Genomic DNA, 14,186 nt, shown 5'->3' on the forward strand with positions numbered 1-14,186 from the left:
ACTTCCCCCTCGACCTGGCTGCTGCTGAGTCCACTCCTGTGGCTCTGCAAGCACCCGCCATCGGCTGAGGCTGAAGTCTCCAAAAGATTCAGCGTCAGTTGAATCGGAAAGCCCCCACCGAAAGGTGGGGGCTTTTTGTTGCGACTCAACAACGGCGTTTAGCCTGCTGCACCTTTCACGCTTCGCGTCCGTCGACCTTGATCGAGCTCGTTCTCTCCATCGGCCTGGCTTTCATCATGCTGAGCCTGGGGCTGTCGCTCCAACCGGCTGATTTCAGCAGGGCTCTTGGTCAGCCCCGTGCGTTATTCGGCGGCGCATTGGCACAGCTTGTACTGCTGCCGCTTGTGGCCTTCAGTCTTCTGCGCTTGTTCGGACTAACTGGCGACCTTGCCTTGGGGGTCATGATTCTGAGCTGCTGCCCAGGTGGCATTACCTCCAATGTGATGACACGCCTGTCACGGGGTGATGTGGCCCTGTCGATCTCCTACACCGCACTGGCCAGCCTGGTGACAGCGGTCACCTTGCCTGTGGTTCTCAGCCTCACAGCACCGTTATTGCTTCCGAGCCCAAACCTCGAGCTCTCCATCCTCCCTCTCAGTCTCAAGGTGTTTGCCATTTCCACCATGCCAGTGGTGATTGGAGTTTGGATCGCGCAGCAGGCCCCTGGCTTCTGCAAACGCAACAGGCAAAAAGCGGAGCGGCTCGCCAATCTGTTGTTCCTGCTGATCGTGGCCGGCACGTTGATCAGCCAATGGACCGTGTTTACAGGCAACCTGACAACGATTGGTCCAACCCTTCTGACGTTGAATCTGGTGATGCTGGCCATCGGACTGAGCCTCGGCCATCGTTTGAAGTTGTCGACGGAGCAGACCACCAGCTTGTCGATCGAAGCGGGATTTCAAAACGGCACTGTGGGCATCGTGGTGGGATCGTTGCTCGGGCCAGAGCTGATGCAGAGTCAGCTCAACAGCTTCAGCCTTCCGTCTGCCGTTTACGGCGTTCTGATGACCGTCACGATCATTCCCTTCATTGCCTGGAGACGCAGCATCCAACCGCTGACAACTCAATCCTGAGGCTGCCGATCACCCAGAAGCGATCTGCCCCGTTGTCCAGTAACGAACACGTGCGGGATGGGTCTCGAGGTAGTCGTCGACAGCACGTTCAGCTGATCGCTCATTGGCCTTGAGCAGCAGGTCCGACATCTCCTGGTCGGGGAGATGAAAACGGGTGAGGAAGGCAGCGACGTCAGGCGCCTCGACGTCGAGACTTGGCCGCCCCAGCGCATGAATCCACTCGATGCCCCCAAACACACGCTTCGGGTCGTCAAGAAAACGCAATTTGTAGCGAGCGAACATCCAATGCGGCATCCAGCTGGTCACGATCACCCACTGCTCTCTGCGGATGGCCTGGTCGAGCACCGCCGTCATCGCTGCACTGCTCGACGCCACCAAGTTCAGATCATTGAGTTGGTAACTCTTGAGTGCTTCTGCAGACGCTTGATTCAAACCTGACCCAGGATCAATCCCCTGAACACGGTTGTTAAAACGAGCGGCCAGCGCAGGGTTCTGCAGTTGCTGGATCGATGAAAGCTCAGCTTTAGAGACGTAGTCAGGAACCACCCAGCCCAGACGGCCGGCATACATTGACCCGAAATCAATCACGCGCTCACGCACCCGTCGCCAATAGTCACGGTGCGTCAACGGCAACCAAGCCATCAGCATCATGTCGAGATCACCGCGGGCGAGTGAGGCGTACTGAATGCCGATGTCGGCGAGAACTCTCTCCACCTCGATGTTGTAGGCCTGCTGAATCACCTTCTGTGCGATCAGGCTGATGACCTCAGCATCAGCCCATGGAGACCACCCCAGTCGCAAGGGGGATCCAATCGAGGCCGAGGTGGGTTGCGGTGATCGATCCGTCTCCGAGTTTGTGCCTTGGGATTTCGGCGTTGGCGGTTGGCTGAGGTTGACCAAGCTGGCCATCGAAGCACCGGCAAGCCCCAAACCTCCAAGCAACACCGCGCGTCGCCGGATGCGGTTGTAATCACTCATGACGACCTCCAGGGAGACATCCAGGCGCGCCAGCGCTGACGAAGGGGTTGCCCTTCGCGGGCTGTGAAGCTCTGACTGAGACGGTCGAGGATCACGGCAAGGATCACAACAGCGATTCCACCCTCGAAACCCAGACCCACGTCGAGCTGCTGAATGCCACGCAACACCACATCGCCCAAACCGCCTCCGCCAATCATCGAAGCGATCACCACCATGGACAGGGCCAGCATGATCGTCTGGTTGACCCCGGTCATCACCGTTGGCAGAGCGCTTGGCATCTGAACTTTCCAAAGAAGCTGGCGTTCACTGCATCCGAAGGAGCGCCCTGCTTCGATCAGATCGGCAGGGACCTGGGACAGCCCCAGCTGCGTTAACCGAACGACCGGAGGCATGGAAAAAATCAGTGTGGCCAGGATCGAAGGCACCGCACCCGTGCTGAACAGCATCACAGCAGGAATCAGATAAACGAAGGCCGGCATGGTCTGCATCAAGTCGAGGCAGGGCCTCACCACGCGCCAAACCGAGCTGTAGCGAGCCGAAAGGATTCCCAGGGGCAACCCGATCACGAGGGCCAGCAGCGAAGCCGTGATCACCAGAGCCAAGGTGGCGATCATCGCGTTCCAGAGCTGAAGAGAAAGCACAAGGTTGAGGCCGAGAAGCACGAAGAGCGCGAAGCCTCCGCTCACTCTCCAAAGACCAACCGCAGCCACAGCCCACGCGAGCAACCAAGCCGGAACAGCGTCGAGAAGGATCTCGATGAAGGAGACCACGGCGAGGACCGAGACCTTGATCACATCAAAAGCACCCTGCGCATTGGCGAGTAGCCAAGCGACGATGACATCGACGCCTTGTCCGAGCCAACTGGCCTGATGGGCTGCTGCCAGAAGAGTCATCAACCCAATCCCTCCATCGATCTGAGCAGTTGATGGGCGCTGATCACACCGATCAATCGCTGCTGCGAATCCAGCAACGGCACTGGATCGGAACAAAGTGCCACCGCTTGAATCGCATCCTTGACGAGAGTCCCCGACTGCAGAGTGGTCGTTTCCGAGGCCTCAAGCCAACCCCGTTGCGCGCTGACCATCCCCAAGAACCGGCGCGTCGCATCCACCACGTACAAGCTCTCCTGAGATCGCTCAGGCCGAGGGTCACTGTTTTGAAGCACAAGCTCACGGCTGGGGGGCATCGCCACACGGTCGACGGTCAGCACCGCTGCCACATCCACATCCCTGAAGAAGCGCCTGACCTCCTCGCTAGCGGGTTGATGAAGCAGCGTCTCGGCCGTATCGCACTGAAGCAAACGCCCTCCTTGCATCAAAGCGATCCGATCCCCGATCCGGATGGCTTCATCAAGATCATGGGTGATGAACACAACGGTGCGGCGCTGCTCAGCCTGGAGATCGAGCAGCAGATCCTGCATGTCCACGCGAATCAAAGGGTCGAGCGCTGAGAAGGCCTCGTCCATCAGCAGGATCGGAGGGTCGAGGGCCAGCGCTCGGGCCAGGCCAACACGCTGTTGCATGCCTCCAGAGAGTTGCGCGGGTCGCTTGCGCAATTCCTGGGCCAGTCCAACCCGCTCCAGCGCCTCGGTCGCTCGGGCTTGCCGAACCTTGCGGGGCACGCCTGCCACCTCAAGACCGAACGCTGCGTTGTCCAGAACGCTCCGATGGGGAAACAGCGCAAAGGATTGAAAAACCATCGCCATCTGATGCCGGCGCAACGCAGCCAGCTCGGAGCGCGTCAACGCAGCCAGCGACCGCCCCTGCACCAAGACATCGCCGGCAGACGGTCGAATCAATCCATTCAGCAAGCGCAGCAAGGTGGACTTCCCCGAGCCAGACAAGCCCATCACGACAAAGATTTCGCCGCAGCGAATGTCGAGTGAGACATCCTGCACTGCGGCGCGAACACCCAGTTGCCGGTGGAGCTGTTCAGGATCTGCTCCTTCGCGCAATTGATGGATCACATCAGGAGATCCACCAAATATCTTCCAAACTGAATCAATGGAGATCTCTGATGTCACTTCAGAGGCCTCGAGCACCTCATAGGCTTATAGCAAGAACGGGAAGGGGCGTAAGGGACGCCAGCGCGAAAGCCATCAAAACGCACACATTTGCATCAGCAAAATCCACTGCGCCCCTTTGGTTTTCGCGAATCTGCGCATGATTCACGAACAAGCGATTTCACAAGAACACTGACAGCCATGCACGTCATGGTTAGGTTGCAGATGGAGCGAGAATCTTGTTCATCGTTCACATCAATGGTGTTGCGTGCTCTGCAGTCGAAGGATCTGCGGCCCCGCTGCCATCTCCAGTGCAGTCAAGAGCGAATTCGGCATGACCTCAACCAAGAGTCACCCATCGGCGAATCCCGATGATGCTCAGCGCTTCGGTGAGACCCCAGAAAGCGTGAGGGAAACCGACCATTACCAGCAGGAGTACATCGAGCAATTTGCTGATCGCTGGGATCGTCTGATCGATTGGCAAGCTCGGGAGGAAGCGGAAGGGGATTTCTTCGTCAAGCTGCTGCGGGAGCATGGAGCCAAGTCCGTGCTGGACGTGGCCACGGGCACCGGGTTTCATTCCGTGCGCCTGCTGCGCGAAGGCTTTGAGGTGGTGAGCGTGGATGGGAGCCCAAACATGCTGGCCCGGGCCTTCAAAAATGCCCGCAGTCGCGATCTGTTGATGCGCACGGTTCACGCCGACTGGCGTTTTCTGAACCGCGACATCCATGGCGAATACGACGCTGTGATCTGCCTGGGCAATTCATTCACCCATCTGTTCCGGGAACGGGATCGGCGCAAAGCCCTGGCGGAGTACTACGCCGTGCTCAAGCACAACGGCGTCTTGATTCTTGACCATCGCAATTACGACAGGCTCCTGGAAGGAACGTCCACCAGCGGCAAAAGCAACGTGTATTGCGGCAAAGATGTGGAGGTTGGCCCTGAGCATGTGGATGACGGACTCGCCCGCTTCCGCTACGCCTTCAGCGATGGGAGCACGTATCACCTCAACATGTTCCCGTTGCGTCATGGCTACGTGCGCAGGCTGATGCGCGAGGTGGGCTTCCAGCGCATCACCACCTACGGCGACTACCAACGCGGCCACGACGACCCTGATTTCTACGTGCATGTCGCCGAGAAGGAATATCTCTTCGACACCGATGTGACCGCCATTTAAACCCCATGACGCAAAGCACCTACTCCGATGCCGCGGCCACCGCTGCCAGCTACTACGACAGCACCGATGCCGACCACTTCTATGCCGATATCTGGGGAGGCGAGGACATCCACATCGGCTTGTATGCCGAAGCCGATGAAGCCATCGCCGCGGCCAGCCGGCGCACGGTCGACACCCTGATCGACTTGATTGGCAGTGAAGGGCTCGGCGATGGACAAGCTGAGTGTCTTGTGGTGGATTTTGGCTCCGGCTACGGAGGCGCCGCTCGCCGTCTCTGCCAACGTCCCAACGTGAAGGTTGAAGCCATCAATATTTCCGCCGTTGAGAATGATCGTCATCGGCTTCTCAACCGCGAAGCCCGTGTCGACAAGAGCATCACCGTTCACAACGCCTCCTTCGAAGCAGTCCCTCTGGCCGATGGCTGTGCGGATGTGATCTGGAGCCAGGACGCCATCCTGCACTCAGGCGATCGTCAGACCGTGCTGCATGAGGCGTCGCGCTTGCTCAAGCCTGGCGGAGTGATGGTGATGACCGATCCCATGGCCGCCGATGGCGTTGCGGCCGAGTCGCTCTCGGCGATCCTGAAGCGAATCCACCTGCAAGACCTGGGCTCCCCTGAACGCTACAAAAGCTGGGCCGACGCAGCTGGCCTGGAGCGGACCCACTGGATCGACCGCACCCCGATGCTGATCAGGCACTACAGCCGCGTGCGTGAAGAGCTCAAGCAACGCCATGCGCTTCTGAGCCGCACCATCAGTGCCGACTATCTCGAGCGCATGGATGCGGGCCTCGGCCACTGGGTGGAAGGGGGCCAGGCCGGCCGGCTGTGTTGGGGCCTGATGCGCTTCCGCAAACCCCTGCACTGATGGATACACCTGACAGCCAAACGCAGTCGTCCGACCACAGCCCGCGCGAGGTGGTGGATCAGCTCATCAACGCGTGGAATCTCCTTCCCCATCCAGAAGGGGGCTGGTATCGGGAAATGCACCGCAGCCCTGATCAGGTCACCCGCAGCGACGGCGCGCAGCGCAGCAGCATCACTGCCATCCTCTTTCTCCTGGACGCAGGATCAAAAAGTTGCTGGCATGCCGTGCACGGTGCCGACGAGATCTGGATCCATTTGCAGGGTTCACCCCTGAGCCTCTGGACGCTGGAGCCGGAGGGCAGCAAAGCCGTCCAACACGTTCTGTCGCTCCACCACCCCTTACACGTGGCTCCTGCGGGTCACTGGCAGGCAGCCCGCACGGAAGGGCAGTACAGCCTGGTGAGCTGCTGCGTTGGGCCAGGATTTCAGTTCGAGGATTTCGAAATGCTGAAATCACGACCACCGCAGCAGCATCCACCCGGGGCGCTACCGGATCTGCTCTGACATCTACGCTTTGGCGATCGATGGCATTCCATGGGCAGCAGTTTCGGCACCCTGTTTCGCATCAGCACCTTCGGCGAGTCCCACGGCGGCGGCGTGGGGGTGATTCTGGAAGGCTGCCCGCCAAGACTGGAGCTTGACCCACTGGCGATTCAGGCAGAACTGGATCGGAGACGCCCTGGGCAAAGCAAGATCACCACACCCCGCAAAGAAGCCGACCAAGTGGAGATCCTCAGCGGTGTGATGGATGGGCTCACCCTTGGCACACCGATCGCCATGGTGGTGCGCAACAAGGACCAGCGTCCGCAGGATTACAAAGAGGTGGAGGTGGCCTTCCGCCCCTCCCATGCGGATGCCACTTATCAAGCGAAATATGGGATTCAGGCCCGCAGTGGTGGGGGCAGAGCCTCAGCCCGGGAAACCATCGGACGGGTGGCGGCTGGAGCCATTGCCCGGCAGATGCTGCAGCGATCCCATGGCACTGACGTTGTCGCCTGGGTGAAGCGAATCCACGATTTAGAGGCACAGGTGGACGCCAGCACCGTGACGCGTGAGGCTGTGGACGCCAATATCGTGCGTTGCCCAGACGCGGAAATGGCTGATCGCATGATCGATCGGATCGAAGCGATCGGACAGGACGGCGACTCCTGCGGCGGCGTGATCGAATGCGTGGTGAGACGGCCGCCTGTCGGCCTGGGGATGCCAGTGTTCGACAAGTTGGAAGCGGATCTGGCCAAAGCGGTGATGTCTCTGCCTGCCACCAAGGGCTTCGAAATCGGCTCAGGCTTTGCGGGCACCTTGCTCAGAGGGAGTGAACACAATGATGCGTTTCTCCCCAGTGACGACGGACGGTTGCGCACAGCCTCCAACAATTCCGGTGGAATCCAAGGGGGAATCAGCAACGGTGAGCCCATCGTGATCCGCGTGGCCTTCAAGCCAACCGCAACGATCCGCAAGGAGCAGCAGACGATCAATGACCGTGGCGAAGCCACCACCCTGGCCGCCAAAGGGAGACATGACCCCTGCGTTCTGCCCAGGGCCGTCCCCATGGTGGAAGCGATGGTGAATCTTGTTCTGGCCGATCATCTGCTGAGACAGCAGGGCCAGTGCAGTTTGTGGTGAAGGATCTCAGGAGCGCTTAGCTCCGGGCCGGCGAATGGATGCCATTGGTGTTAACCAGCTGGGCTGCGGCCTTCGCCATCCGTCCGGCCACGGTGCCTGATGCCACCGATGCCTGCGTGCGTTTGCGTGCCCTTTTGGCCGGCCGGGGCTTGGGAGCGGTCGCTGACGACGCTTTTGCAGCCGTTTTCGCTGAAGCCTGCTTCTTGGCTGCTGCTGGTTTGACGGCTGCTGGTTTAACGGTTGCTGGCTTGGCAGCTGCTGACTTAGCGGTCGATTTCGTTGCAGCCTTGGCAGACCTGGAGGATGGAGCCTTCTTGGATGCAGTTGCCGGCTTCTTGCGAGCCGGTTTGACCGACGCGGCTCGGTTGCGATGGCTCAGCACCATGACCCACTCCTCATCGGTTAAAGACGAGGGCTTGCTGCCATGGGCGTTGGCAAGCTTGGCTGCTTTTTCAATGTCTTTGATCAGATTCACCCAGGAGGTTGCGAACCGCTTATCGGATTGCGAACGTGCACCGCTTTCAACCAGCGTTTCCACAACCCCTGCGGCCGTGACCTTTTTGCGACGTCGGTTGAAGATCTCTTTCTGAAGCTGAGCGACGAGAGCATCAGCTTTGTCGCTCAGCTTGATGGATAACTGAGACATCAGGGCAAAACATCTCTCTCATCTGTAGCAGATGAGTCTCAGATCATCCAGTAAGCCATGGCGTCATGCCCGGATCGAGGGCATCGTCAACAAACACGGTGCGGCCGAGGGCAATGGCGTTGTAACCGGCCTCCAACCAAGGAACCAGATCGGTGCATCGCAATCCCCCGGCAGCAATCATGAACGGCAGTTCACCCATCGGGACTGCGATCTGACGCCGATAGTCGACGCCCAAGACGGATGCAGGGAAAAGCTTCACCAGGCTGCAGCCCAGTGCTTGCGCTGATCGAATTTCAGAAGGGGTCATCACCCCTGGCACCAGAACACAGTCCAACGTGCGCGCCTTGGATTGCAACGCCGGATCCAGCAGGGGAGACATGGCATAGCCAAGACCTAGATCGGCGACCTCCTGCAGCGCAGGCAGTGTGGACACCGACGCAGCACCCAGCCTGAGCTTGGGGTAACGCTCCCTGATCGCTTCCACCAGTGCGGGCCAGCGGGGATGGGCCGCCCAGGCGAGCTCAACATGCAAAACACCCGCCGTGACCAGCTGATCCAGCTGATGGCACAAGCGGGTGTTGTCGAATAGGGTTTGGTAATCACTGGAGTCCGGTCGCATGACGACCAGAAGGGGCTGATCGGTCAACGACCTGATCAGCCGCTCCGATGGTTCAGACGTATTCAGCAACCCGAACGTCACTACGAATCAGCAGTTCCTGAAGCTGTTCGGCGTCGACCGTCTCCTGTTCAACAAGCATCTCAGCGAGCTCATCGAGCACACTGCGGTTGCCAACGAGCACCTTGGTTGCGCGCTTGTAGGCAACATCCACGAGTTCAGAAACCTCCTCGTCGATGGTGGCCGCCGTGTCTTCAGAGAAATCGCGTTCAGCAGCGATATCCCGACCCAGGAACATTCCACCTTGGGATCGGCCCAAGGCCACCGGACCAAGCTTATCGCTCATGCCGAAACGCGTCACCATCTGACGCGCCACCTGGGCGACCTGCTGAAGATCGTTGGAGGCTCCGGTTGTGACCTCGTCTTCGCCGTAGACAATTTCCTCGGCCACACGACCACCAAGGGCCACAGCCATCTGATTTTGAAGGTAGGTGCGTGAATACAGCCCCGACTCCATCCGCTCTTCGCTGGGGGTGAAGAACGTCAGTCCACCAGCATTGCCGCGGGGAATGATCGAAATCTTCTGGACCGGATCGTAATCAGGCATCAGCGCCCCCACCAGAGCGTGACCGGCCTCGTGATAAGCCACCAGGCGTTTGCGACGCTCGCTCATCACACGATCTTTTTTCTCAGGGCCGGCCATCACTCGTTCGATGGCATCGCTGATTTCATCGTTGCTCACCTCACTGAGATCTCGGCGGGCCGCAAGAATGGCGGCCTCATTCAAGAGATTGGAGAGATCAGCACCTGTGTAGCCGGGCGTGCGGCGAGCCACTTTATCGAGATCGACATCCTTCGACAGCGTCTTGCCTCGTGCATGAACGTTGAGGATCTGCAGACGCCCAGCGTAGTCAGGGCGGTCCACGACAACCTGACGGTCGAAACGACCAGGACGCATCAACGCAGCATCCAGCACATCAGGACGGTTGGTGGCAGCCACGATGATGATTCCGGTATTGCCCTCGAAACCATCCATTTCAGTGAGCAGCTGGTTCAGCGTCTGCTCGCGCTCATCGTTGCCACCACCGAGACCAGCACCCCGCTGACGTCCAACAGCATCGATCTCGTCGATGAAGACGATGCAAGGAGCATTTTTCTTGGCCTGCTCAAACAGATCACGGACGCGGCTGGCTCCGACACCCACGAACATTTCCACAAACTCCGAGCCGGAGATGGAGAAGAACGGAACACCTGCCTCACCAGCCACGGCCTTGGCAAGCAGGGTCTTGCCGGTTCCAGGAGGGCCAACGAGCAAGACACCCTTCGGAATCTTGGCGCCAACAGCAGTGAAGCGATCGGGGTTCTTGAGGAAATCCACCACCTCCGTGAGTTCAAGCTTGGCGCCCTCAATTCCGGCCACATCCCCAAAGGTGATCTGGGTGGAAGGCTCCATCTGAACGCGAGCCTTGCTCTTCCCGAAATTCATGGCCGGGTTTCCGCCGCCACCGCCACCGGACTGGGCCCGACGGAAGAGGAAGAACAGGCCTCCCAGCAGCAGCAGAGGGAAGATCAAGCTCGAAGCGGCTTGCTGCCAAGCCCCGGGTTGCCTGGACGGCTGCACAGCAATGTCCACGTTGTGATCCGTGAGCATCTTGAGCAGATCCTTATCCGGAGCCAGATTCACTTCGGAACGACGGCCATCGGTTGCCACAACCGAAGCGGTTCCACGATCGGGAGACAGCAGAACGCGACTGACCTGGTCTTCCTGAACCTGCTCAACGAAATCGCTGTAACGGAGATTCTGAGCGGTCGATGCGGGATCGGGACGATCGAGGAAGGCCGTTCCGACCACGATCACCACGACCACTAAAAGGACGTACAGCCCTACGTTGCGCCAGCGCTTGTTCAAGGTTTTTTGCCTGGGGTGAAGGAATGTTAATGGGATCCTGAGAGCTCAGGAGGCTCGAAGCACTTCAACCACGCTACGGAATGCGAACCATTCCGGGATTTCCTCGCCACCACGCAGCATTTTGCGGAACTGCGTACCGCTGAGCTTCTTCACGTGAAGGCCACGCGCTTCGGCGTGTTCAGCGGTGACGTAGCCCTCTTCTTCGGTGTAAACGAGGTTGAGCGAAGGCACGGTCTCCATCGTGAGCTCAGGCGCACATTCTTTGGCGAAATTCTGAGCGTCGTAAGGGCCGTAAAAATCGTCTCCCGTGAGGGACGACTTACAGCCGGCCATGTCGCGGCCGATGATGAAGTGAGTGCAGCCGTAATTACGGCGGATGATCATGTGCTGCAGCGCCTCGCGGGGACCAGCCATGTGCATGGCGTAGGGGAGGTAGGCCCAACGGATGCGGTCGTTGTTCACTTCAGCGGCCAAACGCTCATACGTCTGGAAACGAACGGCGCCTGGGATGTCGTCCTGTTGGGTGGGCCCGCAGGTGGGATGCACCAACACCACGGCGTTCTCGCTCACATTCTGAGCGTGAAGGGCACGGGTGAAGAGTTCGTAGTGAGCTCGGTGGATGGGATTGCGGCACTGGAAGGCGACCACGTCCTCACCTTCGGGGAGTCCGGCACGAACCTCGGCTGGAGTTTTGCAGGGGAACACACGCTGGGGCAGTTCCAGACCCTTAAGACTGCCGCCCAGATAAAAGCGCTTGCGCTCCATGGTGATCATGCGCACGGCAGGGTGCTCAATCGAGGTGGTGCCGTAGCAACCTTTCGCTTCGGCCACCTTGTCGGGCTCCCACTTCGCTTCCACCTGGAGGACAGCGAGATCCTGCCCCTTGTAGGTGAGCAGAACCGAGCTGCCGACTTCGATGTCATCCCGATCGGTGTCCATCACGATCGGGAGACCAAAGAGCTGGCCTGCAGCCAAGCGATGACCACCCACAACAGCGTCGTAGTCCTCCTGATGCATGAAGCCCCGCAGGGGTGAAAAGCCACCGACACACAGCAGCTCAACATCACAGGCGTTGCGATCAGAGCATTCAAGACTTGTCGTTGCCGTGGCCTTCACAGCGCCCCGATCAGCCTCAGCCACCATCAGATTCACAAGGGTGCCTCCATAGGGAGCAATCACGCCTGAGGGCTGTGTGGAGGTGGTGCTGGCGGTCATGACGGGCCTTCGCTCGATCGTGAGACGTGGCGATTCTCCCAGATCACAAAAAAAGGGGGCTCCAGGCCCCCTGTGACGCATCAATGAGCCCGAAAGCTACGGCGATCAAGCCTCTTCAAGCCGTCCGTAGAGCTCACCGTTGATCTTCACGTCAACGATCTCACGGCCACCCATATCGGAGTCCGAAGGCTGAATGGCTGAGAACACACCAGCAAATTCACCGGTTTCAGGATCCACCTTCGTGATGGACATACTCATCACGCCCTGACCGTCGATGTAACGCTTGACGTTCTCAGACTCGAGCTCTTTGTAGTCGCCGCCGAGGCCGATCAGACCTTGGGGGTAGTCGACACCCGTGGTGAGCGCGCGACCCTTGGGATCGATGAAGTTGCTCGTGCGGTAGCTGGGTGTGCGGTAGGTGCCTTCGAAGTCGGTGCTGGTTGTGATGGCCGCTCCGTTGGCCACGGCATCAAGGTTCTTGCTGGAGAACGTGAAGGGAAACTCCTCACCACCAGGGATCAGCACGGTGATCGGCTGGAAATCAATTCCGCCTTCTTCTTTGAAGCTGATGCTGTCCTCGCCCACGGTGAGGGTGCCGTAAACCTCATCAAGACTTGAGGTGTAGCGAGTGAGAATTTTGCCTTCCACGAACTGAGCTTCCTGGCGCTTGTTGGCTGGCTCTCCCTTGATGAAGACCTGGGTGGGATGCATGCAGATCCCCCTGAGCTCATAGGCATCACCCGCGGTCAGATCGATGGAGCCTCGAGCCGAATCCGAAAGGGTTGGGCAATCGTTGGCTTTACCGGTATTGCGGATGTCGTCGTAAGTGACATTGGAGCGATCAACGGCTTGAGCACCGCCACTGCAGGCGGTCACAACCGTGAAACAGAAAGCCAGCACAAGGGCCAGCAGGGGACGGAAGCGCATGGGAGAGTTGCCGAATGGCCGGGTGGTGACAATGTCCACCGATGAGGCGGATCCTACAGAAGTTGATCAGCCACTCCAGTTAGGTTCGCAACCTCTCAACAACGTGAAGCGTTCGGCGTGCAGGGCAACGAAGATTCCATGATTCAGGCTCAACTACAGCCCCTGCTGGAGCAGCTCCGTGTGCTCGCCGACGACCATCGCGATGAGCCTGAAGCCCTTCTCCTCTTTCTCAGGGAACTTGAGGCGCTCCATCGCGACGTTCAAGAAGGAGCATTTCGCAACAGCCTCCCGGAAGACCGTCAGCAGTTGTTTGGCTTTCTTCAAACCCTCGAGCGCAGTGGCGGCTGGCCTTATATCCCCCGTTTGCAACTGAAAACCTTCATCGCCCTACTCGATCAAGGACCTGCAGACATGGCGGCTTAATCGCCAAGCTGGCTGAGCCGATCCAACAGATCGTGCGCCAGAGCGAGCTTGTGCACAGCGGGAATGGCCTCCTCGCGTTCACCTGGACCGAGAAGCCATCCACCGTTCAGGTCGCTGTCAAGGCCCTGATCGGGGCGATCTACCGGATTGACCATCAACAGGTCACAGCCTTTGGCCTGGAGCTTCTCACGACCGCGCCGGAGCAGCGTTTCATCGTCTCCCGCCAAGGCAGCGAAACCAAGCAAATGCTGCTGGGAAGAACGTCGCGCCCCCAGCGACTGCAGCAGATCCGGCACCTGCTCCCAGCCCTGGGCCATCGTCTCCATGAGTTCGCCCTTGGGAAGCTTGGAGGAGTTGTCTGAGCGCTCGCGCCGCACATCCGCAACGGCTGCGCACATCAACACAGCATCAGCGCGGGATTGACGCTCCAACAGGCAGACCTCCATGGCGGCGCTACTGAACGCCGGCAGACAGTGCAAGCCCTCCAACCAGGCGTCTGGAACAGTCAGCGGACCATGCACCAGATCCACGTCCGCACCGCGGAAGCGTGCCGCCTGGGCGAGAAGAACGCCCATGCGCCCGCTGCTGCGGTTGCTGATCAGACGCACTGAATCCAACGGTTCCCGGGTGGGCCCAGCGCTGACCAGCACGCGCTTGCCGCGCCAATCGGAACGCAGCTTCCCCTCGCTGTCAGCCTGCAGCATCGTGCTGGCTGCAGCCAGCACGATGCAC

The 14,186-nt window shown here is 59.4% G+C and carries 15 protein-coding genes; 6 read left to right on the forward strand and 9 right to left on the reverse strand.

From position 1 onward, the window contains the following. The first annotated feature begins 197 nt into the window (after positions 1-197). Positions 198-1,073 carry a bile acid:sodium symporter family protein gene (locus tag KQ296_RS00020; protein WP_011932290.1) on the forward strand — a complete coding sequence of 292 codons (876 nt, stop codon included), beginning with the start codon at positions 198-200 and terminating at the stop codon, positions 1,071-1,073. A gap of 9 nt (positions 1,074-1,082) precedes the next feature. On the opposite strand, the gene KQ296_RS00025 is transcribed toward KQ296_RS00020, so the two are convergent. Genes KQ296_RS00025 through KQ296_RS00035 form a run of 3 tightly spaced genes read right to left on the reverse strand, consistent with a single transcriptional unit; the run spans position 1,083 to position 4,074 of the window. Beyond that, positions 1,083-2,051: a glycine betaine ABC transporter substrate-binding protein gene (locus KQ296_RS00025; protein ID WP_011932289.1), complete on the reverse strand. Its 969-nt coding sequence runs from the start codon at positions 2,049-2,051 to the stop codon at positions 1,083-1,085. Next, on the reverse strand, positions 2,048-2,944 hold the full coding sequence (locus KQ296_RS00030) for a proline/glycine betaine ABC transporter permease (protein WP_011932288.1): 897 nt from the start codon (positions 2,942-2,944) through the stop codon (positions 2,048-2,050). The genes KQ296_RS00025 and KQ296_RS00030 overlap by 4 nt, the downstream gene beginning before the upstream one ends. Then, on the reverse strand, positions 2,944-4,074 hold the full coding sequence (locus tag KQ296_RS00035) for a glycine betaine/L-proline ABC transporter ATP-binding protein (RefSeq protein ID WP_011932287.1): 1,131 nt from the start codon (positions 4,072-4,074) through the stop codon (positions 2,944-2,946). Before KQ296_RS00035 ends, KQ296_RS00030 begins: the two co-directional genes overlap by 1 nt. 313 nt (positions 4,075-4,387) lie before the next feature. Between KQ296_RS00035 and KQ296_RS00040 the strand changes: the two genes are divergently transcribed. From KQ296_RS00040 to aroC, 4 genes are read left to right on the forward strand one after another with little or no spacing between them, the layout of a single operon-like run. Continuing rightward, a complete protein-coding gene (locus tag KQ296_RS00040) occupies positions 4,388-5,230 on the forward strand; it encodes a class I SAM-dependent methyltransferase (protein WP_041428750.1) in 843 nt (280 codons plus the stop codon). Positions 5,231-5,235: 5 nt separating this feature from the next. Next, positions 5,236-6,096, forward strand: a complete 861-nt coding sequence (locus KQ296_RS00045; RefSeq protein WP_011932285.1) for a cyclopropane-fatty-acyl-phospholipid synthase family protein — start codon at positions 5,236-5,238, stop codon at positions 6,094-6,096. Beyond that, positions 6,096-6,599, forward strand: a complete 504-nt coding sequence (locus KQ296_RS00050) for a cupin domain-containing protein (RefSeq protein ID WP_011932284.1) — start codon at positions 6,096-6,098, stop codon at positions 6,597-6,599. The genes KQ296_RS00045 and KQ296_RS00050 overlap by 1 nt, the downstream gene beginning before the upstream one ends. Positions 6,600-6,629: 30 nt before the next feature. Further along, positions 6,630-7,718 (forward strand): chorismate synthase, encoded by a 1,089-nt coding sequence (gene aroC / locus KQ296_RS00055; protein ID WP_011932283.1) that lies wholly within the window; start codon positions 6,630-6,632, stop codon positions 7,716-7,718. Between the two features lie 16 nt (positions 7,719-7,734). Here the strand turns inward: aroC and KQ296_RS00060 are convergent, their stop codons facing one another. The 5 genes from KQ296_RS00060 to psbO all read right to left on the reverse strand — a co-directional run bounded on the left by KQ296_RS00060 (position 7,735) and on the right by psbO (position 13,031). Further along, entirely contained in the window at positions 7,735-8,364 is a 630-nt protein-coding gene (locus KQ296_RS00060) for a hypothetical protein (RefSeq protein ID WP_041428341.1), read from the reverse strand. Positions 8,365-8,407: 43 nt separating this feature from the next. Continuing rightward, a complete protein-coding gene (locus tag KQ296_RS00065; protein WP_011932281.1) occupies positions 8,408-9,010 on the reverse strand; it encodes a bifunctional 4-hydroxy-2-oxoglutarate aldolase/2-dehydro-3-deoxy-phosphogluconate aldolase in 603 nt (200 codons plus the stop codon). Positions 9,011-9,035: 25 nt separating this feature from the next. Further along, complete coding sequence (ftsH3, locus tag KQ296_RS00070; RefSeq protein WP_011932280.1) at positions 9,036-10,889, reverse strand: ATP-dependent zinc metalloprotease FtsH3; 1,854 nt, start codon at positions 10,887-10,889, stop codon at positions 9,036-9,038. A 45-nt stretch (positions 10,890-10,934) separates the two neighbouring features. Then, positions 10,935-12,104, reverse strand: a complete 1,170-nt coding sequence (gene sat / locus KQ296_RS00075; RefSeq protein WP_011932279.1) for a sulfate adenylyltransferase — start codon at positions 12,102-12,104, stop codon at positions 10,935-10,937. Between the two features lie 105 nt (positions 12,105-12,209). Further along, complete coding sequence (psbO, locus tag KQ296_RS00080; RefSeq protein WP_011932278.1) at positions 12,210-13,031, reverse strand: photosystem II manganese-stabilizing polypeptide; 822 nt, start codon at positions 13,029-13,031, stop codon at positions 12,210-12,212. Positions 13,032-13,169: 138 nt separating this feature from the next. Here psbO and KQ296_RS00085 point away from each other — a divergent pair, with 138 nt between their 5' ends. Continuing rightward, positions 13,170-13,454: a hypothetical protein gene (locus KQ296_RS00085; RefSeq protein ID WP_050815911.1), complete on the forward strand. Its 285-nt coding sequence runs from the start codon at positions 13,170-13,172 to the stop codon at positions 13,452-13,454. Here KQ296_RS00085 and KQ296_RS00090 read toward each other — a convergent pair. Next, the coding region (locus tag KQ296_RS00090; RefSeq protein ID WP_259726272.1) for a phosphopantothenoylcysteine decarboxylase at positions 13,451-14,186 on the reverse strand (736 nt) is incomplete at its 5' end. The genes KQ296_RS00085 and KQ296_RS00090 overlap by 4 nt on opposite strands.

The sequence above is a fragment of the Synechococcus sp. CS-197 genome, assembly GCF_025128215.1.
GTDB lineage: Bacteria > Cyanobacteriota > Cyanobacteriia > PCC-6307 > Cyanobiaceae > Synechococcus_C.

Coding starts and splice junctions, on each gene's coding strand:
- KQ296_RS00025 (WP_011932289.1), bottom strand. CDS start 2,051: ATGAGTGATTACAACCGCATCCGGCGACGCGCGGTGTTGCTTGGAGGT.
- KQ296_RS00030 (WP_011932288.1), bottom strand. CDS start 2,944: ATGACTCTTCTGGCAGCAGCCCATCAGGCCAGTTGGCTCGGACAAGGC.
- KQ296_RS00040 (WP_041428750.1), top strand. CDS start 4,388: ATGACCTCAACCAAGAGTCACCCATCGGCGAATCCCGATGATGCTCAG.
- KQ296_RS00045 (WP_011932285.1), top strand. CDS start 5,236: ATGACGCAAAGCACCTACTCCGATGCCGCGGCCACCGCTGCCAGCTAC.
- KQ296_RS00050 (WP_011932284.1), top strand. CDS start 6,096: ATGGATACACCTGACAGCCAAACGCAGTCGTCCGACCACAGCCCGCGC.
- aroC (WP_011932283.1), top strand. CDS start 6,630: ATGGGCAGCAGTTTCGGCACCCTGTTTCGCATCAGCACCTTCGGCGAG.
- KQ296_RS00060 (WP_041428341.1), bottom strand. CDS start 8,364: ATGTCTCAGTTATCCATCAAGCTGAGCGACAAAGCTGATGCTCTCGTC.
- sat (WP_011932279.1), bottom strand. CDS start 12,104: ATGACCGCCAGCACCACCTCCACACAGCCCTCAGGCGTGATTGCTCCC.
- psbO (WP_011932278.1), bottom strand. CDS start 13,031: ATGCGCTTCCGTCCCCTGCTGGCCCTTGTGCTGGCTTTCTGTTTCACG.
- KQ296_RS00085 (WP_050815911.1), top strand. CDS start 13,170: ATGATTCAGGCTCAACTACAGCCCCTGCTGGAGCAGCTCCGTGTGCTC.